Source organism: Streptomyces sp. A0958 (assembly GCF_004795035.1).
GTDB lineage: Bacteria > Actinomycetota > Actinomycetes > Streptomycetales > Streptomycetaceae > Streptomyces.
Map to the genome: position 1 here is coordinate 101460 of NZ_SSBK01000001.1, position 24875 is coordinate 126334.

A 24875-nucleotide genomic window follows, 5' to 3' on the forward strand; every position below is an offset into this window, starting at 1 on the left:
ATGATCCGCCGGAGCCCGTTCTACGCGCCCGCGAACCGGTCCAGCGCCGCCAGCACCGCCTGGCTGGTCGCCGCCCCGCCGAGGTGGCCCGCGTCCTCGATCACCGTCAGCTCCGCGTCCGGCCACGCCTTCGCCAGCTCCCACGCGGTGACCAGCGGCCCGCCCATGTCGCCCCGCCCGTGCACCAGCACCCCCGGAACCCCGGCCAGCCGCCCCGCGTCCCGGATCAGCTGACCCTCCTCCAGCCACGCCCCCTGCGAGAAGTAGTGCGCGCAGATCCGCACCAGCGCCTCCTGCGCCCGGCCGGGCCGGCCGCTGTACGGGGGCGGGCCCGTGTACGCCTCCTGCGAGAGCACCGCGTCCTCCCAGGCGCACCAGTCGGCCGTCGCCCGCGCCCGTACGGCCGGGTCGGGGTCCACGGTCCGCCGGGCGTACGCGGCGAGCACGTCCGGGGTCGCGTCGCTCGCGGCCTCCGGGACGCCCGCCCGGAAGAGGTCCCACGCCTCGGGGAAGAAGCGGCCCGCGCCCCGGTACAGCCAGTCGATCTCGGAGCGCCGGGTCGTCGTGACGGCCGGGATCACGATCTCGGTGACCCGCTCCGGGTGCCGCTCGGCGTACGCGAGGATCAGCGTCGAGCCCCAGGAGCCCCCGTACAGCAGCCACCGGTCGATGCCGAGGTGGACGCGGAGGCGTTCCATGTCGGCGATCAGGTGGTCCGTGGTGTTGTGCCGCAGGTCCACGGCCGGGTCGCTCGCGTGCGGGGTGGAGCGGCCGCAGCCCCGCTGGTCGAAGAGGACGACGCGGTAGCGCTCCGGGTCGAAGTACTGCCGGGGCCGCTGGGTGCACCCCGAACCCGGGCCGCCGTGGACGACGGCGGCGGGCTTCCCGGCCGGGTTGCCGCACACCTCCCAGTACACGAGGTCGCCGTCGCCGACGTCCAGCATGCCCCGGTCGTACGGCTCGATCGGCGGGTACTTCTCATCGGGCAGGCGCCCCATGACGGTGTCTCCCTCGTTCAGCGGCGTACAGCTTAAGCTCACGCGGTCGTAGCCTGGCTTCGTGAATGCCACTCCCGAGGTTCTGGCCGTACTGGACGATCTGCTCGCCGCCGCAGCCCCCGACGATCGCGGGGCGCTGTGGCAACTCGACCGGCAGGGGAGGGAGTTGGACGCGAATCTGGTGCGGCTGCCGCCGGGCGCGGAGGTGGGGGAGCACCAGGAGGACGTGCTCGACGTCCTCCTGGTGGTCCTCGCCGGTGGCGGCCGCCTCGTCCCCGGCGACGGCGGTACGCCCCTGACGCTGACCCCGACCACGGCCACCTGGCTGCCGCGCACCTCCCGGCGCTCCCTGACGGCGGGCCCGGACGGCCTCGCCTATCTGACGGTGCACCGCCGCCGCCCGGGGCTGGCGATCAAGCCGGCGGTGTCCGTGCGGGAGGGCGGCGAGGCGCCCTGCGCGCTGGACCGGGTCTGCCCCGAGTGCGGCCGGATGTCCCAGGAGTCGGCGCCGGTGTACTGCGGCGCGTGCGGGGAACGCTTCCCGGACCGCTGAGCCGTTGGTGGTGGTTCGGCCGGCGCCTGAGCGGGAAGACACCGGCGCCGGCAGCCGCCCACCCACCCACTTGAGCAGTCGCTCAAACTCCTCTACTCTCTGCTGCACCGCGATTTGAGCGAATGCTCAAACCGCTGGAGGGGTGGGGGAACGTGGGCGGTGGCCTGTACATCGAGGCGCGGATACGTGCCGGCCTGGAGTGCGTCTGGGAACGCACCCAGGACCCGGCGCAGCACCAGCGCTGGGACCTGCGGTTCACGCACATCGCGTACCTGCCCCGCGCGGAGGGGGAGTCGCAGCGGTTCACCTACGGGGTACGGGTCCTGCCGGGTCTCCTCGTCGCCGGGACCGGCACCAGCGCCGGTGAGCGGCACCGCCCCGACGGCACCCGGACCTCCGCCCTCCGCTTCGCCTGCGCGCACCCGCTGTCGTTCCTCACCGAGGGCCGGGGCTACTGGCGCTACGTGCCCTGCGAGGGAGGCCCGGAGGACGACGGCATCCGCTTCCTCACCGGCTACGACTACGAGCCCCGCTGGGGCCGCCCCGGCCGGCTCGCCGACCGCCTGGTCTTCCGCCCGCTGATGGGCTGGGCCACCGCCTGGTCGTTCGACCGGCTGCGGCTGTGGTGCGAGCGCGGGATCACGCCCGAGCGCGCGCTGCGGCGGGGCCTCGCGGAGGTGGCGTTCCGGCTGGCGGCAGTCGCCCTGACGGGGTGGGCGGCCCCCCTCGCCGCCGTACCGGTCCTGCTCGCCGCCGTCCTCCTGCCACCGCTGCCCTCCACCCCCTCGGCCGCCCGCTGCCTGCGCCGCCCGCCCGAGCGCACCACCCCCGCACCGCCCGCCCTTCTCCACCGCCTGGAGCGCCCGTGACCTCGATCTTCCAGCAGGCCCTGGTGGCCGACTTCGACCGCCTCCACCCGCGCGTACGGCGCCGCTTCTCCGTCGGCCTCGACAGCGGCGAGGCCTGTACGGGGCGCGGGGTGATGGACCGGGTCTGGCACGGCGGCCCTTGGGTGCGGCCGTTCCTCGCGCTGGGCGGGATACGCCACATCCTCGTCCCGCGCACCGGCCGCGATGTCCCGTTCACCATCGAGAACGTCCCCTTCACGGACTCCTTCGGCCGCGAGACGGTCACCTTCGTCAGGACGTTCGCCTTCCCGGACGGGCCCCGGCGGTTCGACGCGACGATGGTCCACAGCCCGGAGCGCGGCTGTGTGGTGGACTACCTGGGTACGCATCAGCACCTGGCCACCGACCTGCACCTCGCGGTGGACGGGGCCGGCGCCCTGGTCATCCGCTCCGGCGAACACCGCTTCCGCGAGGGCCCGGTGGACGTCCGGGTGCCGGATCTGATCGGGGGCGACGCGGTGGTCAGGGAGTCGTTCGACGAGGCGGCGGGCCGCTTCCGCATCCAGGTCTCGGTCACCAACCGCCGCTTCGGCCCGCTGTTCGGCTACGAGGGCTCGTTCACCGCCGAGTACGCGGACGCCAAGGGGCACGGCGTACGCCCTGACCTGCGCCCGGTACGCGAGGAGGCACGGGCGTGAGCGAGGGGGAGCGGACGGGCACCGGCCGTACGTCCTCCGGCCGGACGCCCTCCGGCGAGGACACGCGCACGAAGCTGCTCGCCGGCGCCCTCGCCGCGCTCACCGAGCAGGGCATCGCCAAGACCTCCGCGCGGAGCATCGCCGCTGCCGCCGGGGTCAACCAGGCGCTGGTCTTCTACCACTTCGGCACCGTGGACGAACTGCTCGCCGCGGCCTGCCGCCACGGGGCGGAGCAACGGCTCGCCACCTACCGCGAACGCCTGGGCCGGGTGCGATCACTGGGCGAACTCCTCGCCGTGGCCCGCGAGCTGAACGCCTCCGAACGCGCGGGCGGCCAGGTCGCCGTCCTGGGGCAGTTGCTCGTCGGCGGCCAGACGCAGCCGCGCCTCGCGACCGCCACGGCCGCGGGCCTCACGCTGTGGACCGAGGAGATCGAGCGGGTGCTGGGCCGGGTCCTGGCCGACTCGCCGCTCGCCGGGTTCGTGGACGTGACCGGCCTGGCGAAGGCGGCCTCCGCGGCCTTCGTCGGCCTGGAGCTGTACGAGGGCGTCGACCCGGACGGGGCCGGCCAGGCGCTGGCCGCGCTGGACCAGCTCGCCGCGCTCGCCGCCGCGCTGGACGACCTCGGCCCGGTCGCGCAGCGCGCCGTACGGTCCAGGCTGCGCCGCGCCGGGGGTAACCGGGCGCACCCGTAGACCCGTCCTCGGGAGCAACGGCAGGGACGGGCGGGACGCATGGTGAAGCGGGCGGTCAGCGGTGCGGCTGCGGCGGTGAGGTCCGTCGTCTCCCGGCGGGCGTGGGATCGCCCCGGCAGATGGCGGCGGTCCCCGGCCCGCTCCGGCAGTTGGCGGGCGGCTCGGCCCCGCTCCGGCAGATGGCGGCGGTCCCCGGCCCGCTCCGGCAGTTGGCGGGCGGCTCGGCCCCGCTCCGGCAGATGGCGGCGGTCCCCGGCCCGCTCCGGCAGTTGGCGGGCGGCCCGGCCCCGCTCCGGCAGATGGCGGCGGGGCAGGGTCCTCGCCGCGCTGGCGGCCCTGACGGCACTCCTGCTCGTCGCCCACCGGGCGGTGCCCAACACCCCCGGCCACCTGGGCAGCCTCCTTGAGGCGTTCCTGCCCTGGCTGGGCCTGGCCGTCGTCCCCCTGCTCACCCTCGCCGTGCTCCGCCGGTCCCTCCTCGCACTGCTGGCGCTGCTCCTGCCGGTGACGGCCTGGGCGTACGCGTTCGGCGGCCTCCTCCTCCCGGCGCCGGACCCGGGCCCGCGCGACCTGGTCGTCGTCCAGCACAACGTCAGCGATGTGAACGCCGACCCGGCGGGGACGGCCCGAGCGCTGGACGCCGCGGGCGCCGACCTCATCGCGCTGGAGGAGCTGGTCCCCCAGGCGCTGCCGCACTACGAGCAGGTCCTCGCCCCGCACTACCCGTTCCACGAGGTCCGGGGCACGGTCGGCATCTGGTCCAGGCACCGCCTCTCCGGCACCCGGGTGGTCGACATCAAGCCCAAGGACATCACGGAGGGCTGGAGCCGGGGCCTGCGCACGCTCGCCCACACCCCGCACGGCGAGGTCGCCGCGTACGTCGCCCACCTGCCGTCCATCCGGATCGGCCCCGGAGGTCTCGCCTCCGCCCGACGCGACGAGAGCGCCCGCCTGCTGGGCAACGCCCTGGCCGCCGAGGAGACGGACGCGGTGATCGTGCTGGGCGACCTCAACGCCACGGTGGACGACCGCGGCCTGACCTCCCTGACCTCCCGGCTCAACGTCTCGGAACGCGGCTTCGCGTTCAGCTTCCCGGCGTCCTTCCCGCTGGCCAGGATCGACCAGGTGATGGCCCGCGGAGCCACGGTCGGCCGCATCCACACCCTCCCGGCGACGGGCAGCGACCACCTGCCGGTGACGGCACGGGTGTCGCTGGACTGAGGGGCTACCCGGTGCCGGGAACGCTGGCGTCCGCTCGCGAAGCCGGTGGTAGACCGTGGGGCTGTAGGACCCGAGCGCGGAAACAGTCCGAGCTCATAAGAGCTGCCCGTTCGAGGTGATTACGGCCAGGTCCTGCTCCCGCCTGGGGGATACGGGCCGGCCGTCAGTTCCAGCCGGTGAGATCCCCGACAAAGTCCTCGTACGAGCGGTTGGTGCCACGTGGGGAGGGGATCAGCCCGTGTTGCTGGGCCTCGCGGGCGACCGCTGGGCCGTCGCTCTCCCGGAAGACCGGCGGGCCAAGCCCTCGTTTCAGCTCCTCCTTGGCGTCTTTGACACGCCCGGTGTCCTTGTCGAGCAGGTGGGCGGGGACCTTCCAGCGCGGGCGGACGTGAGGGAAGGCGTCCGGGAAGAGCAGCAACCAGCCCTCGCTCTCCCAGGCAGCGAGTGCGAACGCGCTCCGGAACCCATGGCACTGGCGTGCGAGCTCGTCGGTCAGCGATCTGCGGATGCGCTCGTAGTGGACGTCGGTGTAGCCGTCCAGGTCTTCGTGGACGACGAAGCCGTGCAGCTCGGCCCGCTGCTGACGCGCTTTGGCCCGAGCCTTGCCGACCAGGGCTTCCACGGCAGCCGCCAGCTTTGGTCCGGACTTCCGGCGCAGCCGTACCGGGTCGTTGATGCGGACGAGTTTGGCCGCATCGCTCAGGTCGGGCCGATGCGCGCGTATGAGCGCGGCGAGGATCTCGCAGTCGTTCCGGTCCTCGCCGGCCAGTACGATGACGCCCCGTTCCTGTGCCCGGGACCCACGCCCGCCTCCCTGCCGCCCCTTTGGCGTCATAGCTCACTCCCGGTGAGGTCTCCACCCAGCACACCGGAGAACCAGAGCTCCCCGAGCGGTTGTTCACCGGACTCTTCGACGATGTCCCTCACCTCGCCGACAGTGAGCGCAGGGATGATCGAGGCCCCATCGTCGACGCGGTCGCACACGACGAACTCTTCCGGGCGCAGCCGGTTCACCAGGGCGGGGGAGTGGGTGGCGACGATGAACTGGGTTCGCTCAGCAGCCTCGCGCAATCGCTGCACGACGAGTTCCAGCGCCTGCGGATGCAGCCCGTGATCGATCTCTTCGATGCAGGTGAACGCCGGGGGATTCGGGTCATACAGCAGGGCGAGCAGCCCGAGAAGCCGGACGGTTCCGTAGGAGGCGTCGGCGAGCGGGGTCAGACGGCGCAGGCCGCGCTCGCGCAGTACGACGGTCAGCTGGTCGGTCGCCCCGCCGACCTCTTCGAACTCGATGTTCTCCAGCTGCGGCAGAACCTCACGGGCATCGGTGACCAGATCGTCCCAAGTCTCCTCACGGCCGCTCAGGTGGATCAGGAACCCGGCCAGGTTCTCGGCGTGCGGCGAGAGGGTGCTGAAGTCCGCACCCCGCAGGCGGGTCGGTTGCCGGGCGGCAGCCACGTCCACGTCAAAGACCCGAAACGACGACAGCCGGTCGGCGACCCGGGTCACCTCGTCGCCGCCGTCGGCGGGCCCGAGACGGGGGAGCGTGGACAAGCCGCTGCTCAGCCTCCGAATGCTGAAGTTGCCGCTGTCCTTGCTCTCGCCCGCCCGTACGTCGTGGATGCGTGCCTCCTCACCCTTGATGGTGATGCGTCGGCCGCGCCCCTGCCTGCGCTTGAAGGCGAAGCTCTCCTCCCGGGAGAGCGCGAAGTAGGGCGAACGCTCGCCCGACGATTTCGACCGCAGGGAGCGGCGGCGGATCGTAAGGTCGTATTCGTCCGGCGCGTTTCGGGTGGAGTTGGTCGTCCATGTCGCCTTGAGATGAATGCGCATGGAGGTCGGTGGCCTGTTCCCGCCCCAGAAGGCCACCTCGTCGAATCCGCCACGCGCGTCGAGCGCCGGCTGGAGGTCGGTACGGATGATGTCGGCCAGGAAGTCGAACACCTTCAGTACGTTGGACTTACCTGCGCCGTTCGGGCCCACCAACACGGTGAGTGGACCGAGCGGCACGGTCACGTCGCGTAGGCTGCGGAAGTTCTCGACATGCAGTTCGAGGAGACGGCCGGGCATGGGGGACCTATCGAGTGGGTGCGACGGACGGCTTTCCCTCGCGAGAGGTACGCGTCCGACCGTGAGCGGAACATCATGGCTCAGCGTATCCGGGCCGACTGTCATCGGCTTGAGTATTCGGCGTGGTCACTCGGCCGAGACCCGGTACGCGCTCACTTCTGCCCACCCGTCCGGCCGCTACTGCCACGGCGGGCCGATTGCGGCACGGGACGAACCACCCGGCCAGGCGAGCGACCGGTGGTGGGGTGATGGCCCCAGCACCGGCCTGTACCCACGGTGGATACATGCGTATACGTCAATTCTTTCCGGTCTGCGTCGCAACGATCACACTGACTGCAGGCTGCGCAGAGGGCAAGGAAGAGCCCGATGGCACGCCGGACCGTTCATCGGCGTCTGCAGGTCAGCAGAGCAAGCTGCCGAGTGACGGCGGCCGGACCTGGGAGCCGGACGACGCGATGCAGCGGGCGGGACGGGCCCTGCGACGGGCCACCGACAGCGACGCGCGTCCGGCACTCGTCGACACCGCGAGCGCGTTCGCGGCGAGTGGTATGAGCAAGAAGTACAAGGCGCCCGGTGATCGGCCGTACCTGCTCAGTATCACTTGCGACGCGGAGGGGATCGACGAACTCACCCTCACGTTGTCGAGGCGCGACCAGGAACAGGCATACGGGATCGAGTGCGGAGACCGGGAGGCCGACCAGTTCAACATCCCCGCCGGTGAGCCGTTCACCGCACAGGTCGAGCCGGTCGAGGACGGCACGGGCCTGATCCTGTGGCGCTTGGACACCATCGCCCGGGATGCGGTGGAGGGGTGTGACGACGACATCGACGGTTGCGACGGCTGAGCGGTGGGTGTTCTCCGCGCCTCTTTCCGCCCGGGGGCGCGTTGAACGTCGGCTGCACCCGCCAGGAGGTCATGGAGACCCCCAAAAACGGGGTGCGCCCCCCGCACCCCGTCCCTAGGCTGCGCGGGCGCCCCGCCAACGATTCGGAGACGTACGGAACATGACGCCCCACCTGTCAGCGATCGGCTTCCACGCGACCGACCCGGCGGACCTGGCCCGCTTCTGGGCCAACCTGCTGAACTGGGGACAGCCCGAACCGGGCCCCGCAGCCGCGGAGTTCAGGCTCCTGGCCCCCGACGCCCACGGCTTCGGGCTCCGCTTCACGCCGAGCCGGGAGCCCAAGTCCCGCCAGAACCAAGCGCACTTCGACCTGACCAGCGCCACCCCGGAGGCCCAGCGGGAGACGGTGGACCGGGCACTGGAACTCGGCGCGCGGCACATCGACGTCGGCCAGACCCCGGAGGACGGCCACATCGTCCTCGCCGATCCGGACGGCAACGAGTTCTGCGTGATCGAGGCCGGCAACAAGTTCCTCGCCGACACCGGCTTCATCGGGGCGGTCGCCTGCGACGGCACCCAGGCGGTCGGCTACTTCTGGAGCGAGGCGCTGGGCTGGCCGCACGCCGATCATGAACTTCGCGTGGGCGAACCACAGGACGCGCCATTGCAGAGGGCCGCGAATGAGCTTCCACAGTCGGGCAACGATTCGCTTCATGCGCACCCTTTCGATAGGGCAAGCGTTGAACACTTGCGACTGGTTCAACCTGTGGCGTTGGGCGCGAGTCACGCCCACGTTTCCGTGGTGGCGGCCCCACCGGGACGCCCCCTGGCGTGGATCGCTGACAGTTACGCTAGGGAGACGGGAATCCCAACGCACAGCGGCGTGCACAAGGTTGCACGCCAGTTATCCGATTGCGCCCGTGGCCGAGGTGATCAACGCACGAGCGTTCGCCCCGTAGACGGCCAGTGCTGCCAGTTCTGCGAACGTATCGGCGTACATGCCTACCTCGCTCGGCTGTGTGATCGTGAGGTAGCCGGAGATCAATTCGACGTTGACCTGCGCTGTGTCGTAGATCCAGAACCCTTCTGCCGGCCAGCGTTCCCGATCGGGCTTCATGGGGACGACTCCCAGACTGACATTGGGAAGTGAGGCGATTGAGACAAGGTGGCCCAGTTGCCCGGTCATGACCTCGGCTCCGCCGATCCCGGCTCGCAACACCGACTCTTCAACCAGGAACGCAAACCGGCGGTCGCCCGTGTACAGGATGTGCTGGCGGTCCATTCGCGCGGCAACCGCGCCCGCGACGTCGTCCACCAGCCCGCGCCGCTTTTGGATCGCGTGAAGTGCCGCCGTGGTGTACGGCTGCGTCTGGAGCATGCCTGGTACGAGCCACGACGAGTACGCCCGGAAGCGGCGGGTGCGCTCGTACAGCGGTAGCCGCGCTTCCTGCGCCTGCTTGAGTCCGGCTCGTTCCATACGACGCCAGCCGACCCACATCCCTTCCGCCGTCCGCAGCATGGCCGTGAGGTCCGCGGTCTGCTCCTCGGCGTCACATGCCCGGCACCATGCCCGGATGTCTTCGGCAGATGGAGGAGTACGGGCGTTCATGATGCGGGAGGATTTCGAACGACTCCACCCGCAACGCTCGGCAAGGCCGAGTCCGGACAGGCCGGCATCCCGGCAGAGTTCCGCGAGACGGTCCGCGAGAGCCTGCCGGGCCTGCTGGGCGCTGGAGGACGCAGAAAGAGCCATGGCGTGTGATCGTCAGGAGGGCCGGTATTCCGCGTGGGGAATCGCCCTTTCCCACGCTGCCTCGTACGCCGTCGCGTACTGCTCCGCCAACGTCGGATCGTGGCGGACTTCCATCCGCTCACCGGTCCACTGACCATCGCCGCTGAAGTGGTGAAGGATCAGGGTCTCCGCGTCGATCACCCAGCCCTCCAGTGCCGGGAGCAACAGCCCGTGCGTCCGGGAACGGGGCAACCAACGCACGTCCTCGCCCGCTGCGACGTTCGTGAAGGTGCCGTCGTACTCGTAGCGCACGTAGTCGCTCAGCGGCTCGGAGACGACGCGCAGCCGCCGCATGGAAACACCCCGGCCGGTTGTCTCGACCACCACGTCCAGCCACGAGCGCCACCAGGACTCGCGAGCCACCGGGTCGTACCGATGGCCTTGCTGCCAGCGGATGAACTCGGGATCGTCACGCATGTAGCTGTCCCGCATCTCAAGGTGCATGGCGGAGCGCCGCGCCTTGGCGAGTGCTTCACGTACCGCGGTTGCCATCGGTGGCCTCACTGTCCGGGCGGGGGATGAACTGGAGCATGTTGGCGGGCAGACGGATCATGCTCTCGTGATCCGGTACGTCGGTCGAGTGGCCGGGCACGGAACCGACTTCCTGCGCCTGCCGAACCGTCTCGTCGTCGGCGGTCCATGACTGGATGATCAGGTCACCGGTCGTATCGTCCAGCCAGATCGTGGGCGATCCGTCATCTGGTGTGTTCGGCCAAATCCCCAGGAACTCAAGGGCCATTGGGCTCTCCTCTAACGGGTCGGCTGCACGTGTGTGCACGAGCGTCACCCCGCCTGTCAGCAGCGTCAAGGGCGCCTCGGCCCTCCACTGGCAGGGCTGTCTTCGCGGGTGTCGATTCCCCAGCGGCAAGGCGTCCGCCGAGGAACCCGCCGATGAGTTCAGCGTTCGCGAGCGGTCCATCCAGTGACGCGATCGTTCACGACAGGAGTGCCATGTCCACCATTCAGCCCGTCATCCTGACCGCCGACCAAGACGTTCTGGTCGGCTTCTATACGGATCTGTTCGGCGCCGAGGAGATCTTCCGGGTGCCGGCGGAGGGCCCGGCCTTCTACCTCGGTCTGCGCATCGGTGACACCGATCTCGGGGTGGTGGCGAAGCCGGACCTGGAGCCGGGGGCGGCGCCGCGGATTCTGCTCAGCATCGGCGTCGACGACGTCCACGCCACGCTCAACCGGGTGGAGGCGCTGGGCGGCTCGGTCAGCGGTGGCCCCAGCGACATGCCGTGGGGACAGCGCGTCGCCCACATCCGGGACCCCGACGGCAACGCGGTGAACCTCACCCAGCCGATCCCGCAGGGATAAGGCGCCCGCGAACCGGTCAGCGCCCCACTCGCCCCGGCAGCCCCAGCTCCCCCGCCCGCAGCCCCGCCTGGAAGCGGGAGCCGGCCTCCAGGGTGACCATCAGGTCGGCCACGCGGCGGCGGTACGTGCGCAGGGAGAGGCCGAGGCGGCGGGAGGCCGACGCGTCGGTGAGGCCGGAGCCGAGGGCTTCGAGGATCACGCGGGCTTCGGCGTCCAGGTGCGGGGTGTCGGTGCGCAGGTAGGCGTCGTAGTCCGTCGACTGGTCCCACATCGCGGAGAACAGCGAGTGGACGCCGTCGATCATGTTCTGCGACGTCGTGACGGAGTACTCGCGGCCGGTCGGTGAGTCCCGGCCGGCCAGGATCATCACGCGCCGGTCGATGATGATCGTCTCGTGCGGCAGCGCCGAGTCGGTGATCCGCACCTGCGCCCCGTTGCTCCGTACCTGCCGCAGGTGCGCACGGGACCCCTCGTCGGTCAGCGCGACCGGGCTGAGCAGCTTGCGCGTGGTGAAGCCCGGGGAGGCCGCGGGGCGCATCCGGCGCTGGATCGCGGCCCTGGCCTCCGGCTGCGCCCAGGTGCTCAGGTCCCGGGCGACGCACAGGAAGTCCGTGCGGGCGGACTCGAAGAAGTGACCGGCGCGCGCGAGAAGCTCCGCGTCCCCGCGGACGGAGAAGATCTGTTCGTTCCGCATACCGTGAGTCTGGCAGCAAACTGCCACGGATTGGGACGCGCCGGGACCCCGCGACACCATGAGGCCATGACGACCTCCACGCACCCCAGCACCTTCGACCTCGGCGGCGACCTCCCCGTCAACCGCCTCGGCTTCGGCGCCATGCGCCTGCCGATGAGCACGTTCGACGGCCCCACCCGCACCCCGGAGAACGGCATCGCGGTGCTCCGCCGCGCCGTGGAGCTGGGCGTGAACCACATCGACACGGCGGCCTTCTACGCCCGGGGCGACGTACGGGCCAACGAGCTGATCCGCGAGGCCCTGGCCCCCTACCGCGACGGCCTGGTCATCGCGACGAAGGTCGGCCCGCTCCCCGGACCGGACGGCATGCCGAGCGGGCAGGCCACCCCCGACCAGCTGCGCGGCCTGGTCGAGGCCGACCTGCGCGCCCTGGGCGTCGACCGCCTCGATCTCGTCAACCTCCGGGTCGGCGGCCTGAGCGCACCGGGCGGCGAGTCCGTGGCCGAGCGGTTCGCCGCGCTGACCGAACTCCGCGAGGAGGGCCTGATCCGGCACCTCGGCGTCAGCAACGTCGACGCCGACCAGCTCGCCGAGGCGCGTACCGTCGCGCCCGTGGCGTGCGTACAGAACCCGTACGCCGACGACCTGGCGCTACTCGCGGAGTGCGAGGCCGCCGGGATCGCGTACGTGCCGTTCTTCCCGCTCGGCGGCGGTCGCGAACCCCTCGACACGCGGCGGCTGGAGAAGGTCGCGGCCCGGCTCGGCGCGACGGTCGCGCAGGTGCAGCTCGCCCTGCTGCTCGCCTCGTCCCCGGTGATGCTCGCCATCCCCGGCACGGGCGACCTCGCCCACCTGGAGGAGAACATGGCGGCCGGCGACCTCGTCCTCAGCGAGGCGGACGTGACCGAACTACGGGGCTGACCGCCCGGCCGGGCGTGGGCCTCGCCCCTGGCGTGATCCTGCGCCCGGACTCGACGCACGGTGCGCTCGGGGAACATTGAGGGGGGATCGGCCGCCGAGTGACGTCCGCCGCCTGCCCGGGAAGGGCAGACGGCGGACGTCACTCGGCGGCTCGGGCTCCGGGCCCGCCTCGATCAGTTGTGGTTCTCGTCAATGGCGACGGCGACACCGTCCTTGACGTCGACGACGACGATGATGCCGCCCTTCTTGGCCGCCGCTTCGAGTTCGTCCTCGGTGCACTGCTTGGTGGACTGGCCGTCCGGGTCCCCGCAGATCCACCCGGCGCCGTTGATCTTGGTGGTGGTGGCGGTGAAGAACATGCGGTCCGGGCCCTCGAACGTCTTCGTCAGGGTGTACTTGCCCGGGGCCATGTATCCGAGCGTCCCCGTGAAGAGACCGGTCGCCTCGCCCTTGCCCGAGTCGTCGTCGGTCCCGCCGCCGCTGTCGGCGTGGTCCTCGATGATGCTGACCGCGACACCGTTTTCGAGCTTGACCGTCGCGCCGAAGCCCTTCTTGGCCGCCGCTTCGAGCTGGTCCTCGCTGCAAGGGGTCGCCGCCTGGCCGTCCGCGTCGCCGCAGATCTTGCCCGCGCCCTCGATGTCGGTGTCCTCCGAGGTGAAGAACGCCTGCCCCGCCTCACCCTTGCGGGTCACCATGTACTTGCCCGGCGCCATGTAGGAGACGGCGCCGGCCCAACTGCCGGTCACCTTCCCGCCCGAGCCCTTGCCCGCCTGCGCGTCGTCGCTGTCCGCGCCGTCCTTGCCGCCAGCCCCGCCCTTGGCTGCCGACTCGGACGCCGAGGGCCCGTCCGACACGCCTGCGCCTTCCGCGTCTCCGTCCTGGCAGGACGTGAGCAGCAGCGTCGTGGCCAGCAGGGCGGAGGCGGTGAGGACGGTCTTGCGAAGGTGGCTGCGAAGCATGGCGGGTTCCCCCAACGGGTCGTGAACGGTCGTGGTGATGCGGCCGAAGCTTGGTCATGGCTGGCTCGCATCCGTACTTGATCACGACTCTGCTCGATGCCGCGACCAACGGGAGCCGCGGTTACGAAGCCATGACGCGATCGGGATGAGCGCAGTACCCGACGTTCCCGGCCCGTGACGGAAGCCGCTTCACCCGCGCCCCGGCCGGCCGCGTGGCCTCGGCAGGCCGGGCGGACGAACACGACTGTCATCCGCCCTCCTCCCCGTCGGCGAGGCGGCGACGCCACCACAGGCCGGGGCGCCACTGCCGGTCACGGGTGAACGGGTCGGGCAGGGTGCGCTCCAGATATGCGGCGTCCAGGACGGCCACGTGGCGCTTCAGCTCCGCGCGGGGTCGGGCGGGCAGCTCACGCAGGACCAGTTCGAGTACGTCACGCGCGTGCCGTACGTCGTCGAAGGAACACCCACGGCACGAGCACCCCGCGTATCGCGGGTAGAGAGAACCTGGCCTCCGCTGTGCCAAGAACTCTCGATACCGCCGCAACGCGTGTTCAGCGGCACCGGGGTAGAGGTAGTAGTCGCCGAAAAGCCACTCCACCCGATGTATCGCAAGGCTGGTACGGGCGGAGAACCCGTGGACGCGGTCCGGAGACAGGTCCTCCCAGACGCGGGGACCGCATGGTTCGACGCGGAGGGCGCCCGGCCCTCTACGCGGCATCGCCCTTTCGGCCTGCGGTCAGCCACCCCGAAGGCTCCGCCACCAGTTCCTCCAGCTCGTTGACCAGGCGCGCCGTGTGGAACCCGTCAGCGGCGGCGTGGTGGATCTGTACGGAGAGGGGGAGCAGGGTGCGGCCCTCGCGTTCGGTGTAGCGGCCGAGGGTGAAGATCGGCGCCAAGTGGTCCCAGCCGCCGCCGATGTTGAGGTTGAACCCTGTGAACGACGCCCACGGCAGGCTCGACACGTCGAACGCGTTCGGTGGCGGCGGCCCCTGCGGGAAGAAGTCCGTGGCCCGGCCGTGCTCCGCGAGAAGCGGGGCCGCGACGTCGTGGAACGCCCCGAAGTCGGGGTCGTACGGCGCCCATACGCACGCGAACGTCTCCCGCTCCGCGTTGAACACCGTGAACGCCGGGTGCACGACCGGCCAGACCGCCGGGTCGCGCGATGCGGTGAGGCACATCCTGAACTCTTCGTGCCGGTTGACCACCGTGGCGAGCGCCCACACCTGCGCGATGTACGACTTGCGCGGCGACCGGCGCAGCGCCGCCGTGAACGCGGTGACGTCGACCTCCACCGTCATCGAGTACGTACACGGCACGCGGTCGCGGTAGTGCGCGAAGTGCTGCGCGCGCGGCCAGGTGTCGAGGTCGATGGGGGCGGGGGCGTCCATCGGCTCATGATGGCAGCGCCGGGGCGCGGACCGTAACGAATTTCCGGCCGCGCCGACTGCGGGCAGGCAGCGCCTCAGGCGGCGGTGTGCCGGACGAAGGCGGACCAGGCGTCGGGGGAGAGGGCGAGGGCGGGGACGGTGATGTCCTTGGAGTCGCGCACGTGGATGGTGTGCTGGCAGGTGGCGACCTCGACGCAGTTGCCGCCCTCTGGGCCGCTGTAGCTGGACTTGGACCAGGAGAGGGCGACCTCGACGCAGTCGCCGCCGTTCGGGGCGCTGTAGCTGCTCTTGAACCACTTGAGGTCAGTACTCATAGTCCTTCTGCCATCTGCTTGATCAACTCGCGCGACTCTTCCGGTCCGAGAGCCTGGGTCCGCAGCATGCCATACGTAGCGAACAGGTCCCCCAAGTAGGGCTGCTCGCTTGCAAGGAAGTTCCGCCCCTGGACCTCCATGTACCCAAGTCGCCGCCGGTCGTCGGTCTCCAGCAGGACAAAGGAGCCGCCCAGGCCGGAGTGGGACTCCCGCCGAGGTGACATCAACTGGATGTGCACATGACGCAGTCGACTGACCTCAAGAATGTGCTGGAGCTGCGCTCGGTGCACATCCCGTCCGCCGATGGGTCGATTGAGAGCGCTGACTTCCAGAACGAAGCTGATGTCCGGCAGTGGCTTGCGGATCAGCAGGGCTTGCCGCGCAAGGCGACCGGCTACCAGCCTCTCGATCTCGTCGTCATCAAGAGGCGGGCATGCTTGGCTGAACACAGCACGCGCGTGCGCCTCGGTCTGCAACAGGCCGGGGATGACGTGACTCTCGTACTCGTACCGCGCTACGGCCTTGGCCTCTTCCTCGGCGAATGGTTCGAACCAGGAAGCCACGCGACTGAACTGCAACTTCACCGCCGCAGCGATCAGCGCACCATTGGCACCGACCGCCGCATCCGCCGCCGGGATGAAGTCCCCCTTCGGCGGCCTCTGCCCCCGTTCCACCATCGCCACCTGCGACTTGGAGAAACCGATCCTGCTCCCCAAGCCCTCCTGCGAAAGCCCGGCCAGTTCGCGGTAGTGCCGCAACAACGCACCGAACATCTCAGCGGTTCCGCCACCGGTACTACTGGAGTGCACAGCCCCACCTCCAAGTGCACAACAGTGCACAGACGCCTTGTGTCCCTGGTCACCGTACGTGCGGGCGCCGACGCTTTCCGTATGGAACCGAGAAATTCACCGAACCTGGTGCCCTCGTGGATTCCCGCGAGCGGACACGCCCTGCGTCACGCGGGAATCCACTTCGACGCCATCCGGATCTCCGGGCTGCTCGGCGAGCAAGTGGCCTACGAGATCATGCAGTTCACGGACTTCCAGGCCGGGCCGATCGTCCGGTCGCGGATCGGGGCGCGGAGCATGTACTTCCTCGTCCCGCCCGGCACGGCAGGTGCCCATCTGTGGCCGGCGGGAGTCGACGCGCTCGTGCGTAAGGGATCGGACTTCGTCGGAGTGCCCGCGCTGCACGGACTGACGTACCCGCTGGACTGGCGTTCGCAGCCGACCGCGCAAGATCCGTTCGTGGATACGGAACTGTTGTTCGAGCTGCTGATGAAGGTGGTTGCGGACGAGATTCCTGCTGTACGGTGACGGAGTCATTACGCTCCGTGCGCTTCAGCGCATGGGGCGGCCCCCGGGGGTGCTACCAACACCCGGACCGAGGGCCTTCACCCAACGATGGATGCAAGAGGTCCACCGAGAATGCTTTGGCATGCTATCTCGCCTTCCTACGGCTATGTGAAGGCGGCGCACGACATCGTGCGCCATCCGAAGCTCAGCAGTGACGCGAAGATCTTGATCACGTACGTGCAGGGCCTGCCCGAGAGGCGTACGGGCATGGCGCTGAGCGACCATGCGAAGAGGCTGGGGATCAAGGGGCGGGCGTACCAGAAGGCCAAGGGGCAGTTGAAGGAATGCGGGTTCGTCCACGAGTGGCGCCGCCAGGGCGAGGGCGGGCTGTGGACGACGGACCAGCTGTTCTCGAACGTACCGCTCACCGACCACGAGGCACGGTGGCTGAGAGACGCGAACGGCCAGGGCACACCGGGTGATCAGTATCCGGCAGTCGGCGACCCGGGGATTCGGCCGGTCGGTGGTTACCAACCGGAGGTTGAAGAACGTGAGAAGAACTTCTCCCACCCACCCTCCGAAGCGCCTGCGGCCGAACCGGCGGGGCCTGCGGCGCCGGACCCGGACCCGGACCCCGATCCCGAAGTCGTGGAGGCCGAGCGCGTGTTGCTGTCCCTGCGCCACGCCAGCCCGCAACTGCACCTGGGCGTACGGGAGGCGCGGACCCTGTCCGGGGCGGCGGCCGACTGGCTGCGGCGCGGCGTGAAGGCGGCGGAGTTGCGGCTCGCGCTGGTGAGTGAGCTGCCCGCGGACGGGGTGCGGTCGGCGTTCGGGTTCGTGCGGCACCGGCTCGTACAGAAGCTGCCGGAGGAACCGGCGTACGCGCCTGCGGTACGGCCGCACGTGCCGTGCGAGGGCGGAGGGCCGGAGCATGTGTTCCGGCCCCGGGCGGACGAGACGGTGTGCCCGACGTGCGCACGGGCGGAGGCTTGGGAGGCGCACGAGGCGAAGTGGCCGCGGGCGCGGCAGGGAGAGGACTTCGAGGAGCCGGACCGGCTGCCCTGGCGGGAGCGGTTCGCGGCGGTCCTTGAGAAGGATGCCGGGGAACGGTGGGCGTAAGGCTGTTCGCCGGTGTGGCGGTTCCGCCGTGGACGCGGTGGAGCGAGCAGAGTGGGCGGCGGGGGCCTGGACGGACTGAGGAGGACCCGTGGTGGATGCCGTGGTGGAACTTTGGGACGGAGTAAGGGCGGTGCGTGACCCCGCGCGGTGCCGGGCACAACTGATGGCCGCCGGGCGGACGTTGTTCGCGGTGTACGGCTACGCCCATACGTCGGTCGAGCATCTGTGCGTCGAGGCGCAGGTGGAAGTCAGGGACTTCCGCCGTGAGTTCGAGTCGCGCGAGGCGCTGCTCACCGACCTGTACGACCGGGTCGCGATGGCCGGGATGCAGGCGGCGCAGGCCGAGCTGGCAGCCAAGGGCATGGACACCTGCCCGACCGAGGAACGGGTCCGCAGGCTGTTCGACGCCTACGTCCGGGCCGTCACGGGCGACCCGCACGCGGCCCGGGTGGCATTCGTCGAGGTGCTGGGCGTGAGCCGGGCGATGGACGACCACCTCACGATGTGGCGGTCGGTGTGGACGGAGTTCCTGGCGCACGAGGCCGAGCGCGCCCGGGGGCGCGGGCACGCGGTGGACGGGGACCTGGAGGTGGTCGTGAAGGTCCTGACCCGGTCCGTGGACGAGCTCCTCGCCCACCACGGCCGCCACCCGCGCCAGATGCCGCCGGACCTGCTGACCAGCGAGCTGACCAGGCTTTCGATGGCGATGATCGGCCCGGCGGACGGGTCGGTGGGTGCCACCGGGGCGGCCTCCGGGACTTCCTAGCGGGCCTCCGGGGTCTCCTCCGGTGTCCCTTCCGGTGTCCCTTCCGGTTGACAAGGCCGCTTGCCGGGTCGGCAAATGGAGGCATGGCAGCGAAGGAACGGAACGATGGCGGCGACGGCGGCAGCGACGGGCCCATGAAGGACGACGAGCTGGCGTCCGTCCTGACGGGCGTCGGCCCGCGCCTGCGGGCGCTGCGCACCGAGCGCGGGACGACGCTGACGCAGCTGAGCGAGACGACGGGGATCTCGCTCAGCACGCTCTCCCGCCTGGAGTCCGGGGGCCGCAAACCGACCCTCGAACTACTGCTCCCGCTCGCCAAGGCGTACGGGGTCCAGCTGGACGAGCTGGTCGGCGCCCCGGACACGGGCGACCCCCGGGTCACCTTCCGCCCCTTCAAGCGTCACGGCATGACCTTCGTCCCGCTCACCCGCCACCTCAGCGGCGTGAACGCGTACAAGCAGGTCATGCCGGGCGCGACGGCCCCTCCGGGCCCGGTCGAACAACGGGTGCACGAGGGCTACGAGTGGCTGTACGTGCTCTCCGGCCGGCTCCGCCTGGTCCTGGGCGACCACGACCTGATCCTCACGGCGGGGGAGGCGGCCGAGTTCGACACCCACACCCCGCACTGGTGGGGGGCGGCGGGCCCGGACCCGGTGGAGTTCCTGAGCCTGTTCGGACCGCAGGGGGAACGAATGCACGTACGAGCGAAGCCGACACGAGGTACGGGGGGACCATGAGCGGCAACGAGGGTTCGACGGCCTGGACGCCCTGACGACGGGGCGCTTGGTGGTGCCGAAGCAGGACGAGGCGTTTCCCAGCCGGATGTGAGGGGGCGCGTCCCGCACGTACGAGCGAGCCCGGCACCGCCGGGCAGTCGTTTGGGCGAGCGGGTGCAGACGGTTTTCCCTGTTTGATCCGCTGGCCATATATTCCGCTCGTGTACTTCTGCTACGCCGATGACTCGGGGGCCGATCAAGGCCGTACCGAACCACCTCGAAGCGTGGGCCCTGGACCAGGACACCCGCGTCATGATCATGTTCGATGGCTTGTCCGGGCCCCTTGACGCCGATGCTCTGGCTCCCGAGGACGCCCGCGCCGCATGGGAACAGGCCATCCGCAACGCCAAGCCCTACCGTGACGCCCACCGAGGTCTCCCTCTGGCCTCCCGGCGAGTGCTGGAAGACCCCGTCATGCAGGACAGCAAGTACAGCCAGTTCATTCAGGCCGCTGACCTGGTCGGATACGCGGCCTTCCATCACCTGGCGCTGAAGCAGCCCGAGGTCTGGCCGAAGATTAATCCGGTGGGCCGCATGTCGAAGGCGTACAAGCGCCTGGCCGGCCACTGGCTGCCCGGTCACGGGACCGACGGCATCGTCTGGGCCGACAGCGACACAAGAGACTAGAACGCAGAAACCCCCGGCGACAACCGGGGGCCCACGAGAGCAAGATCCCCTGAGCGTCCTCAAGCAGACGCATGGGACCTTGCGAGATTCAAGAATGTCAGGAACAGCCCGCGAAGGCAACAGATGAAACCGGCGGGGCAGTCGATAGTACTGGAGAAACAGCGGGTCAAGGGGTTGTAACCGCCTCCGGAACCGGCCGCCCCGCCACCCCCGCGTACGCCCCGCCCACCCCCCACGCCTGGTGCATCGCGTCCGCGAAGGCGGCGGCCAGGTGGTGTTCGCCGGTCGGGCCCGGGTGGGTGCCGTCGTACGTGTCCGTGTGGATGTCGTACGCCGGGGGGTGGGAGGCCAGGAGGAGGGGGGAGGCCGGAGTGTCCAGGTCCGCCACCGCCTTCGCGAGGAGTTCGTTGAAGCGGGCGCACTCGGCGGCGAACGGGGCGTCCGACTCGGCGCGTATGTTCGGGATGACCGGGAGCAGGACGCACCGGATGCGCGGGTTCGCCGTGCGGGCGGCGGTCAGGAACGCGCGGGCGTTCAGCGCGGTCTGCTCGCTGTCCGTGTAGAAGCCGAGGTCTATCAGGCCGAGCGAGACGAGCAGGACGTCCGGGCGGTGCTCGGTGACCGTGTCCGCGATCACCGGGGCCATGTGCAGCCAGCCCTCGCCCCAGCCGGCCAGGTGGCGGCGCGCGGCGGGCGGGAAGTCCTCGGCGGCGTACGCGGAGGAGGCCGCGGCGCCCGTTTCGGTGTCGTACAGCTCCGTGCGCGGGCCGACGAGTGCGAAGGGGCCGTCGAGGGACGCCGACAGGTGCTGCCACAGGCGGTAGCGCCACGTGAAGTCGCCGGCGCGCCCGATGGTCATGGAATCGCCGACGCACATGAAACGCATGGCGCCATCATGGCGGATCTTGGTTACGGCCCGGTACGTGACGATGGACACTTGTGCCATGCGTTCGTACCGACTGACTGCTCTCGGCGCCGCCGCGCTCCTCGCCCTCGCCGCAGCCCCCGCGTTCGCCGACGGCGGGGCCGACCGGAGCTTCACGATCGAGGACCCCCGGATCACCGAGTCCAGCGGCCTCGCCGCGAGCCGCGCCCATCCGGGGATCTACTGGACGCACAACGACAGCGACGACGGGCCGTACGTCTTCGCCGTCGACTCCCGCACAGGGAAGACCGTCGCGACGATCACCATGAAGGGCGTCGGCGCCCCGCGCGACGTCGAGGCCATCTCGCTCGGGCCGGACGGGAATTTGTACGTCGGCGACATCGGCGACAACCTCAACGGCAGCTGGGACCACGTCTGGATCTACCGCTTCCCCGAGCCGAAGGTCCTGCGGGACGCGACGGTCAGGGCCACGCAGTTCGACGTCAAGTACGCCGATGGCCCGCGCAACGCCGAGTCGCTGATGGTCCACCCCAGGACCGGCCGCGTCTACATCGCGTCGAAGAACGAGGAGGGCGGCGGGCTGTACGAGGGGCCCGCCGAGCTGAAGACCGGCTCGGACAACGTCTTCCGGCGGGTCGGTGAGGTGCCGTGGGTGACGGACGGGGCGTTCTCCCCGGACGGCAGGGAGCTGGTCCTGCGCTCCTACTTCAGCGCCCGCGGCTACGCCTTCGCCAACGGCCGGCTCGGCAAGGACTACCCCGTCGAATCACCCCTCCTCCCGCAGTCCGAGTCGGTGACGTACACGGCGGACGGCTCCGCCCTGATGTACGGCTCCGAGGGGAAGCAGAGCCGTGTCGTGCGGGTGGACCTGCCGAAGACCGGGGACGGCGGCAGCGGGGGCGGGGCCACCCATCGGGCGGGCGGCACCAAGGAAGCGGCCGGCGACGGCGGCGACGGGGTGCCGGTGAAGGGCACCACGCTGACCGGCGTCGCCGTCCTCGCCGGGATCGGGCTGCTGCTGTTCCTCGGCAGGCGGCGCCGCAAGGGGTGAGCGCTCAGGCGTCCAGCGGCCGGATCTCGTAGTGCAGGGTCCTGTCCCGCTTGATCCGGTGGGTGAGCGGGACGAGCACCCCCTGCATGGCCGGGTACTTCCGCGACAGCATCCGGGCCGCGTGCGTGTCCTCCTTCGAACCGGCCGGGAGGAGGCGCGCATGGGCCTCGATCTGCGGTCCCGTAGGCCGGCCCCGGACGGTGCACGGGCCGATCCGCACCACCGGGTGGTTGCGCATCCGCTCCACCTTCCACGCCGAGGAGAACGTACGGATGTAGGCGTGGTCGCCCTCCACCGCGATGTTGACCGGGGTGTCCGCGTGCGTCCCGTCCTGCCGCCGTGTGCTCAGCAGGACGGCGTACTGCTTCACGTAGGGCTTGAGCCGGGGGATCGTATCCATACCTCCATGGTGCTCCGGTACGCTCCCGTGTCATCCGGGCAGCCGCCGGGCGGCAGGCGTTTCGCGTAAGGTCCCCGGTTCATGACGCCCGACCGCAGCTCCGCCCCCGCCCCCTTCGCCACGCCCCGCCTCGACGCCCTGCCCCTGCGGGTGGCGCACGCGGACGAGATGGCCGCCGTGCTGGCCGACCCCGCCCTGCACGCCTTCACGGGAGGCGCCCCGGAGACCGTCGAGGCCCTGCGGGCGCGGTACGTACGGCAGACCACCGGTTCGCCGGACCCCGGCGAGCTGTGGTGGAACTGGGTGCTGCGGGAGCGGGAGACCGGCCGGCTGGTCGGCTATGTGCAGGCCAGCGTGCGCGGCGGGCGGGCCGAGATCGCCTGGGTGGTGGGGGTGGAGTGGCAGGGGCGGGGGTACGCCCGGGAAGCGGCCCGGGGACTGGTCGCCCACCTGCGCGCAACCGGCGTACGGACCGTCGTCGCCCACATCCACCCCGAGCACGCCGCGTCCGCGGCCGTGGCCGCAGGGGCCGGTCTGGAGCGGACCGGGGAGTGGGAGGACGGCGAGGAGCGGTGGCGGCTGGGCGGGGGGTGAGCCTCAGGCTTCGGGCGTACGGGGCTTGGCCCGGCCCGCCTGGATCAGCTCGGCGACATCGAGACTCACCTCGCCGCCGATCGAGGCGGGCAACGGCGCCTGCTGGCCGGGGGCGTACACCTCGTGGCGGTCGTACGAGCCGCCCAGCGGTTCCGTCAGGACGTGAACGCGGCCGTGTTTCCGGTCGAGGATCACGTAGACGGGGACCTTTGCCTCGGCGTACGCGGCGACCTTGTGCCGCAGGTCGCTGTTGTAGTTGCTGGAGGTGACCTCCAGGACCAGACGGAAGACGGCCGGGTCGTAGCTGTTGTTCTCGATCAGGTGCTCATCGAAATGTGCGTCGACCAGGGCCAGGTCGGGGATCGCGTAGTCCTCCGGACCGCCCGGCAGCCATAGGCCGATGCCTTGGAGGACTGCCGTCTCCCCGTCGTCGAGTCCGGCCATGATGAACGGGCGCATGAGCTTGGTCAGAGCGCGGGCGTGCGGGCCGTCCAGGGGTGGGGCCACGGTGATGACGCCTCCGATGATCTCGACGCGATAGCCGGGATGCTGCTCCGCGAGCCTGTTGGCCGTGACGAGCAGGGGCCTCGGGCCATCGTCACAGGGGTGCTCGACTGCTGCTGCAGACATTGCGGGCCTCCTGGAATGGGCTGGTGTCGAGACCATCTTCGTAGGGCGGAACGGCCGCGGACCGTGTTTCTGGCATATGCCACTCGGTGGAGTGAAGTCGCCGGGTGAAGCAGAAACGGCCCTGCACACCTCGACGGTGCGCAGGGCCGTTTAGGGGCGTACGGGCTACAGCTTCTCGATCACGTAGTCGACGCAGGCCGTCAGGGCCTGGACGTCCGACGGGTCGATCGCCGGGAACATCGCGACGCGCAGCTGGTTGCGGCCCAGCTTGCGGTACGGCTCGGTGTCCACGATGCCGTTGGCGCGCAGGACCTTGGCGACGGCGGAGGCGTCGATCTCGTCCGCGAAGTCGATCGTGCCGATGACCTGCGAACGCTTCGCCGGGTCGGTGACGAACGGGGTCGCGTACTTGGACTCGTCGGCCCAGCCGTACAGGTGGCCGGAGGAGGCGGCCGTGCGGCCGGTCGTGAAGTCCAGGCCGCCCTGGGTGTTCATCCACGTCAGCTGCTCGTTCAGCAGGAAGAGCGTGGCGAGCGCCGGGGTGTTGTACGTCTGGTTCTTCAGGGAGTTGTCGATCGCCGTGGGCAGCGAGAAGAACTCCGGGATGTGCCGGCCCGAGGCGTGGACGCGGGCCGCGCGCTCCAGGGCCGCCGGGGAGAAGACGCCGATCCACAGGCCGCCGTCGGAGGCGAAGGACTTCTGCGGGGCGAAGTAGTAGACGTCGGTCTCGGCGATGTCGACGGGCAGGCCGCCGGCGCCGGAGGTGGCGTCCACCAGGACGAGGGAGCCCTCGTCGGCGCCCGCGACGCGCTTGACCGGGGCCGCGACACCGGTCGAGGTCTCGTTGTGCGTGAAGGCGTAGACGTCGACGCCCGCCTCGGCCTTCGGGTCCGGGTGGGTGCCCGGGTCCGAGGCGATGACGGTCGGGTCGGCCAGCCACGGGGCGAGCTTGGCGGCCTTCGCGAACTTCGAGGAGAACTCACCGAAGTTGAGGTGCTGGGACTTCGACTCGATCAGACCGTGCGTCGCGATGTCCCAGAAGGCGGTGGAGCCGCCGTTGCCGAGGATCACCTCGTAGCCCTCGGGGAGGGAGAAGAGGTCGCGCACGCCGTCGCGCACCGCGCCGACCAGGTTCTTCACCGGGGCCTGGCGGTGGGACGTACCGAGCAGAGAGGTTCCGGTGGCGGCCAGCGCGTCGAGCGCCTCCGTCCGCACCTTGGAGGGACCGGCGCCGAAGCGCCCGTCGGCGGGCTTGATGTCAGCGGGAATCTGGATGTCGGCCACGACTCGGAGCGTAGCCCTTCCGTGCGGCGGCTACGCACCCTGTCCGTCGGATGAGACGGGGGTTCCGACTCGTGGTCGTGGGAGGAACGTCCGTACGGGCCGCTGTCAGTTGCCCTGTACGGGCCCGCTGT

At 70.6% G+C, this 24875-nt stretch carries 31 protein-coding genes and 2 pseudogenes; 16 read left to right on the top strand and 17 right to left on the bottom strand.

From position 1 onward, the window contains the following. Positions 1–20: 20 nt before the first annotated feature. Positions 21–998, bottom strand: a complete 978-nt coding sequence (pip, locus tag E6P78_RS00510) for a prolyl aminopeptidase (RefSeq protein WP_136201505.1) — start codon at positions 996–998, stop codon at positions 21–23. A 61-nt stretch (positions 999–1059) separates the two neighbouring features. On the opposite strand from pip, the gene E6P78_RS00515 reads away from it, so the two are divergent. From E6P78_RS00515 to E6P78_RS00535, 5 genes are all read left to right on the top strand, one after another. Beyond that, positions 1060–1551 carry a hypothetical protein gene (locus E6P78_RS00515; RefSeq protein ID WP_136201506.1) on the top strand — a complete coding sequence of 164 codons (492 nt, stop codon included), beginning with the start codon at positions 1060–1062 and terminating at the stop codon, positions 1549–1551. Positions 1552–1673: 122 nt separating this feature from the next. Beyond that, positions 1674–2420 (top strand): hypothetical protein, encoded by a 747-nt coding sequence (locus tag E6P78_RS00520; RefSeq protein ID WP_136201507.1) that lies wholly within the window; start codon positions 1674–1676, stop codon positions 2418–2420. Further along, positions 2417–3097 (top strand): DUF4166 domain-containing protein, encoded by a 681-nt coding sequence (locus tag E6P78_RS00525; RefSeq protein WP_136201508.1) that lies wholly within the window; start codon positions 2417–2419, stop codon positions 3095–3097. Before E6P78_RS00520 ends, E6P78_RS00525 begins: the two co-directional genes overlap by 4 nt. Further along, entirely contained in the window at positions 3094–3792 is a 699-nt protein-coding gene (locus E6P78_RS00530) for a TetR/AcrR family transcriptional regulator (RefSeq protein WP_136201509.1), read from the top strand. Before E6P78_RS00525 ends, E6P78_RS00530 begins: the two co-directional genes overlap by 4 nt. Before the next feature lie 327 nt (positions 3793–4119). Further along, positions 4120–5013: an endonuclease/exonuclease/phosphatase family protein gene (locus E6P78_RS00535; RefSeq protein ID WP_136201749.1), complete on the top strand. Its 894-nt coding sequence runs from the start codon at positions 4120–4122 to the stop codon at positions 5011–5013. Between the two features lie 163 nt (positions 5014–5176). On the opposite strand, the gene E6P78_RS00540 is transcribed toward E6P78_RS00535, so the two are convergent. Both E6P78_RS00540 and E6P78_RS00545 read right to left on the bottom strand, forming a co-directional pair. Then, the gene (locus E6P78_RS00540; protein ID WP_240798984.1) at positions 5177–5848 is read right to left on the bottom strand and encodes a hypothetical protein; all 672 of its coding nucleotides are present in this window, start codon (positions 5846–5848) and stop codon (positions 5177–5179) included. Next, positions 5845–7083, bottom strand: a complete 1239-nt coding sequence (locus E6P78_RS00545; RefSeq protein WP_136201510.1) for an AAA family ATPase — start codon at positions 7081–7083, stop codon at positions 5845–5847. The genes E6P78_RS00540 and E6P78_RS00545 overlap by 4 nt, the downstream gene beginning before the upstream one ends. 248 nt (positions 7084–7331) lie before the next feature. Between E6P78_RS00545 and E6P78_RS00550 the strand changes: the two genes are divergently transcribed. Continuing rightward, positions 7332–7928 carry a hypothetical protein gene (locus E6P78_RS00550; protein ID WP_136201511.1) on the top strand — a complete coding sequence of 199 codons (597 nt, stop codon included), beginning with the start codon at positions 7332–7334 and terminating at the stop codon, positions 7926–7928. Between the two features lie 160 nt (positions 7929–8088). Then, positions 8089–8547 (top strand): annotated as a pseudogene (locus tag E6P78_RS33800) (VOC family protein); the annotation flags it as partial. Here E6P78_RS33800 and E6P78_RS00560 read toward each other — a convergent pair. The 4 genes and pseudogenes from E6P78_RS00560 to E6P78_RS00575 all read right to left on the bottom strand — a co-directional run. After that, a pseudogene (locus tag E6P78_RS00560) lies at positions 8548–8643 on the bottom strand (NUDIX hydrolase); the annotation flags it as partial. Positions 8644–8832: 189 nt separating this feature from the next. Next, complete coding sequence (locus E6P78_RS00565; protein ID WP_136201512.1) at positions 8833–9681, bottom strand: helix-turn-helix transcriptional regulator; 849 nt, start codon at positions 9679–9681, stop codon at positions 8833–8835. A gap of 12 nt (positions 9682–9693) precedes the next feature. Further along, positions 9694–10212: a DUF6879 family protein gene (locus E6P78_RS00570; RefSeq protein ID WP_346765546.1), complete on the bottom strand. Its 519-nt coding sequence runs from the start codon at positions 10210–10212 to the stop codon at positions 9694–9696. After that, positions 10193–10459 carry a hypothetical protein gene (locus E6P78_RS00575; protein WP_136201513.1) on the bottom strand — a complete coding sequence of 89 codons (267 nt, stop codon included), beginning with the start codon at positions 10457–10459 and terminating at the stop codon, positions 10193–10195. The genes E6P78_RS00570 and E6P78_RS00575 overlap by 20 nt, the downstream gene beginning before the upstream one ends. Positions 10460–10671: 212 nt before the next feature. On the opposite strand from E6P78_RS00575, the gene E6P78_RS00580 reads away from it, so the two are divergent. Continuing rightward, on the top strand, positions 10672–11040 hold the full coding sequence (locus E6P78_RS00580; protein ID WP_018554345.1) for a VOC family protein: 369 nt from the start codon (positions 10672–10674) through the stop codon (positions 11038–11040). A 16-nt stretch (positions 11041–11056) separates the two neighbouring features. Here the strand turns inward: E6P78_RS00580 and E6P78_RS00585 are convergent, their stop codons facing one another. After that, positions 11057–11734, bottom strand: a complete 678-nt coding sequence (locus E6P78_RS00585; protein ID WP_136201514.1) for a response regulator transcription factor — start codon at positions 11732–11734, stop codon at positions 11057–11059. Between the two features lie 66 nt (positions 11735–11800). Between E6P78_RS00585 and E6P78_RS00590 the strand changes: the two genes are divergently transcribed. After that, the gene (locus tag E6P78_RS00590; RefSeq protein ID WP_136201515.1) at positions 11801–12655 is read left to right on the top strand and encodes an oxidoreductase; all 855 of its coding nucleotides are present in this window, start codon (positions 11801–11803) and stop codon (positions 12653–12655) included. Between the two features lie 173 nt (positions 12656–12828). Here E6P78_RS00590 and E6P78_RS00595 read toward each other — a convergent pair whose 3' ends face one another. The 5 genes from E6P78_RS00595 to E6P78_RS00615 all read right to left on the bottom strand — a co-directional run bounded on the left by E6P78_RS00595 (position 12829) and on the right by E6P78_RS00615 (position 16089). Beyond that, positions 12829–13614 carry a hypothetical protein gene (locus tag E6P78_RS00595; RefSeq protein WP_136201516.1) on the bottom strand — a complete coding sequence of 262 codons (786 nt, stop codon included), beginning with the start codon at positions 13612–13614 and terminating at the stop codon, positions 12829–12831. Between the two features lie 247 nt (positions 13615–13861). Then, positions 13862–14137: a hypothetical protein gene (locus E6P78_RS00600; RefSeq protein WP_240798985.1), complete on the bottom strand. Its 276-nt coding sequence runs from the start codon at positions 14135–14137 to the stop codon at positions 13862–13864. A 184-nt stretch (positions 14138–14321) separates the two neighbouring features. After that, positions 14322–15002, bottom strand: coding sequence for a type A chloramphenicol O-acetyltransferase (gene catA, locus E6P78_RS00605; RefSeq protein ID WP_136201518.1), 681 nt, complete (start codon positions 15000–15002; stop codon positions 14322–14324). Between the two features lie 74 nt (positions 15003–15076). Next, positions 15077–15316: a DUF397 domain-containing protein gene (locus tag E6P78_RS00610; protein ID WP_136201519.1), complete on the bottom strand. Its 240-nt coding sequence runs from the start codon at positions 15314–15316 to the stop codon at positions 15077–15079. Then, positions 15313–16089: a helix-turn-helix transcriptional regulator gene (locus E6P78_RS00615; protein WP_136201520.1), complete on the bottom strand. Its 777-nt coding sequence runs from the start codon at positions 16087–16089 to the stop codon at positions 15313–15315. The genes E6P78_RS00610 and E6P78_RS00615 overlap by 4 nt, the downstream gene beginning before the upstream one ends. 117 nt (positions 16090–16206) lie before the next feature. Here E6P78_RS00615 and E6P78_RS00620 point away from each other — a divergent pair, with 117 nt between their 5' ends. The 5 genes from E6P78_RS00620 to E6P78_RS00640 all read left to right on the top strand — a co-directional run bounded on the left by E6P78_RS00620 (position 16207) and on the right by E6P78_RS00640 (position 19899). Then, on the top strand, positions 16207–16632 hold the full coding sequence (locus tag E6P78_RS00620; RefSeq protein ID WP_240798986.1) for a hypothetical protein: 426 nt from the start codon (positions 16207–16209) through the stop codon (positions 16630–16632). A gap of 111 nt (positions 16633–16743) precedes the next feature. Then, positions 16744–17730: a hypothetical protein gene (locus E6P78_RS00625; RefSeq protein WP_136201521.1), complete on the top strand. Its 987-nt coding sequence runs from the start codon at positions 16744–16746 to the stop codon at positions 17728–17730. An 88-nt stretch (positions 17731–17818) separates the two neighbouring features. After that, positions 17819–18496, top strand: coding sequence for a TetR/AcrR family transcriptional regulator (locus E6P78_RS00630; protein WP_136201522.1), 678 nt, complete (start codon positions 17819–17821; stop codon positions 18494–18496). A gap of 134 nt (positions 18497–18630) precedes the next feature. Further along, on the top strand, positions 18631–19233 hold the full coding sequence (locus E6P78_RS00635; RefSeq protein ID WP_136201753.1) for a helix-turn-helix transcriptional regulator: 603 nt from the start codon (positions 18631–18633) through the stop codon (positions 19231–19233). Between the two features lie 219 nt (positions 19234–19452). Then, entirely contained in the window at positions 19453–19899 is a 447-nt protein-coding gene (locus E6P78_RS00640) for a DUF3800 domain-containing protein (RefSeq protein ID WP_240798987.1), read from the top strand. Positions 19900–20065: 166 nt separating this feature from the next. Here the strand turns inward: E6P78_RS00640 and E6P78_RS00645 are convergent, their stop codons facing one another. Then, a complete protein-coding gene (locus tag E6P78_RS00645) occupies positions 20066–20785 on the bottom strand; it encodes a GDSL-type esterase/lipase family protein (protein ID WP_136201523.1) in 720 nt (239 codons plus the stop codon). Positions 20786–20843: 58 nt separating this feature from the next. On the opposite strand from E6P78_RS00645, the gene E6P78_RS00650 reads away from it, so the two are divergent. Continuing rightward, positions 20844–21836 (top strand): esterase-like activity of phytase family protein, encoded by a 993-nt coding sequence (locus E6P78_RS00650; protein WP_136201524.1) that lies wholly within the window; start codon positions 20844–20846, stop codon positions 21834–21836. Between the two features lie 4 nt (positions 21837–21840). Here E6P78_RS00650 and E6P78_RS00655 read toward each other — a convergent pair whose 3' ends face one another. Beyond that, positions 21841–22236 carry a PPOX class F420-dependent oxidoreductase gene (locus E6P78_RS00655; protein ID WP_136201525.1) on the bottom strand — a complete coding sequence of 132 codons (396 nt, stop codon included), beginning with the start codon at positions 22234–22236 and terminating at the stop codon, positions 21841–21843. A gap of 81 nt (positions 22237–22317) precedes the next feature. Here E6P78_RS00655 and E6P78_RS00660 point away from each other — a divergent pair, with 81 nt between their 5' ends. Continuing rightward, positions 22318–22830, top strand: a complete 513-nt coding sequence (locus tag E6P78_RS00660; RefSeq protein ID WP_136201526.1) for a GNAT family N-acetyltransferase — start codon at positions 22318–22320, stop codon at positions 22828–22830. Positions 22831–22833: 3 nt separating this feature from the next. Here the strand turns inward: E6P78_RS00660 and E6P78_RS00665 are convergent, their stop codons facing one another. Both E6P78_RS00665 and serC read right to left on the bottom strand, forming a co-directional pair. Continuing rightward, a complete protein-coding gene (locus E6P78_RS00665; RefSeq protein WP_136201527.1) occupies positions 22834–23460 on the bottom strand; it encodes a Uma2 family endonuclease in 627 nt (208 codons plus the stop codon). 165 nt (positions 23461–23625) lie between these two features. Next, positions 23626–24744: a phosphoserine transaminase gene (gene serC / locus E6P78_RS00670; RefSeq protein ID WP_136201528.1), complete on the bottom strand. Its 1119-nt coding sequence runs from the start codon at positions 24742–24744 to the stop codon at positions 23626–23628. Between the last annotated feature and the right edge of the window lie 131 nt (positions 24745–24875).

Bases quoted from the DNA above. Each gene is read 5' to 3' on its own strand.
- pip (WP_136201505.1), bottom strand. From the start codon at position 998: ATGGGGCGCCTGCCCGATGAGAAGTACCCGCCGATCGAGCCGTACGAC.
- E6P78_RS00520 (WP_136201507.1), top strand. From the start codon at position 1,674: ATGCTCAAACCGCTGGAGGGGTGGGGGAACGTGGGCGGTGGCCTGTAC.
- E6P78_RS00540 (WP_240798984.1), bottom strand. From the start codon at position 5,848: ATGACGCCAAAGGGGCGGCAGGGAGGCGGGCGTGGGTCCCGGGCACAG.
- E6P78_RS00545 (WP_136201510.1), bottom strand. From the start codon at position 7,083: ATGCCCGGCCGTCTCCTCGAACTGCATGTCGAGAACTTCCGCAGCCTA.
- E6P78_RS00550 (WP_136201511.1), top strand. From the start codon at position 7,332: ATGGCCCCAGCACCGGCCTGTACCCACGGTGGATACATGCGTATACGT.
- E6P78_RS00565 (WP_136201512.1), bottom strand. From the start codon at position 9,681: ATGGCTCTTTCTGCGTCCTCCAGCGCCCAGCAGGCCCGGCAGGCTCTC.
- E6P78_RS00570 (WP_346765546.1), bottom strand. From the start codon at position 10,212: ATGGCAACCGCGGTACGTGAAGCACTCGCCAAGGCGCGGCGCTCCGCC.
- E6P78_RS00575 (WP_136201513.1), bottom strand. From the start codon at position 10,459: ATGGCCCTTGAGTTCCTGGGGATTTGGCCGAACACACCAGATGACGGA.
- E6P78_RS00580 (WP_018554345.1), top strand. From the start codon at position 10,672: ATGTCCACCATTCAGCCCGTCATCCTGACCGCCGACCAAGACGTTCTG.
- E6P78_RS00585 (WP_136201514.1), bottom strand. From the start codon at position 11,734: ATGCGGAACGAACAGATCTTCTCCGTCCGCGGGGACGCGGAGCTTCTC.
- E6P78_RS00590 (WP_136201515.1), top strand. From the start codon at position 11,801: ATGACGACCTCCACGCACCCCAGCACCTTCGACCTCGGCGGCGACCTC.
- E6P78_RS00595 (WP_136201516.1), bottom strand. From the start codon at position 13,614: ATGCTTCGCAGCCACCTTCGCAAGACCGTCCTCACCGCCTCCGCCCTG.
- catA (WP_136201518.1), bottom strand. From the start codon at position 15,002: ATGGACGCCCCCGCCCCCATCGACCTCGACACCTGGCCGCGCGCGCAG.
- E6P78_RS00610 (WP_136201519.1), bottom strand. From the start codon at position 15,316: ATGAGTACTGACCTCAAGTGGTTCAAGAGCAGCTACAGCGCCCCGAAC.
- E6P78_RS00615 (WP_136201520.1), bottom strand. From the start codon at position 16,089: ATGTTCGGTGCGTTGTTGCGGCACTACCGCGAACTGGCCGGGCTTTCG.
- E6P78_RS00620 (WP_240798986.1), top strand. From the start codon at position 16,207: ATGGAACCGAGAAATTCACCGAACCTGGTGCCCTCGTGGATTCCCGCG.
- E6P78_RS00625 (WP_136201521.1), top strand. From the start codon at position 16,744: ATGCTTTGGCATGCTATCTCGCCTTCCTACGGCTATGTGAAGGCGGCG.
- E6P78_RS00635 (WP_136201753.1), top strand. From the start codon at position 18,631: ATGAAGGACGACGAGCTGGCGTCCGTCCTGACGGGCGTCGGCCCGCGC.
- E6P78_RS00640 (WP_240798987.1), top strand. From the start codon at position 19,453: ATGACTCGGGGGCCGATCAAGGCCGTACCGAACCACCTCGAAGCGTGG.
- E6P78_RS00645 (WP_136201523.1), bottom strand. From the start codon at position 20,785: ATGCGTTTCATGTGCGTCGGCGATTCCATGACCATCGGGCGCGCCGGC.
- E6P78_RS00650 (WP_136201524.1), top strand. From the start codon at position 20,844: ATGCGTTCGTACCGACTGACTGCTCTCGGCGCCGCCGCGCTCCTCGCC.
- E6P78_RS00655 (WP_136201525.1), bottom strand. From the start codon at position 22,236: ATGGATACGATCCCCCGGCTCAAGCCCTACGTGAAGCAGTACGCCGTC.
- E6P78_RS00660 (WP_136201526.1), top strand. From the start codon at position 22,318: ATGACGCCCGACCGCAGCTCCGCCCCCGCCCCCTTCGCCACGCCCCGC.
- E6P78_RS00665 (WP_136201527.1), bottom strand. From the start codon at position 23,460: ATGTCTGCAGCAGCAGTCGAGCACCCCTGTGACGATGGCCCGAGGCCC.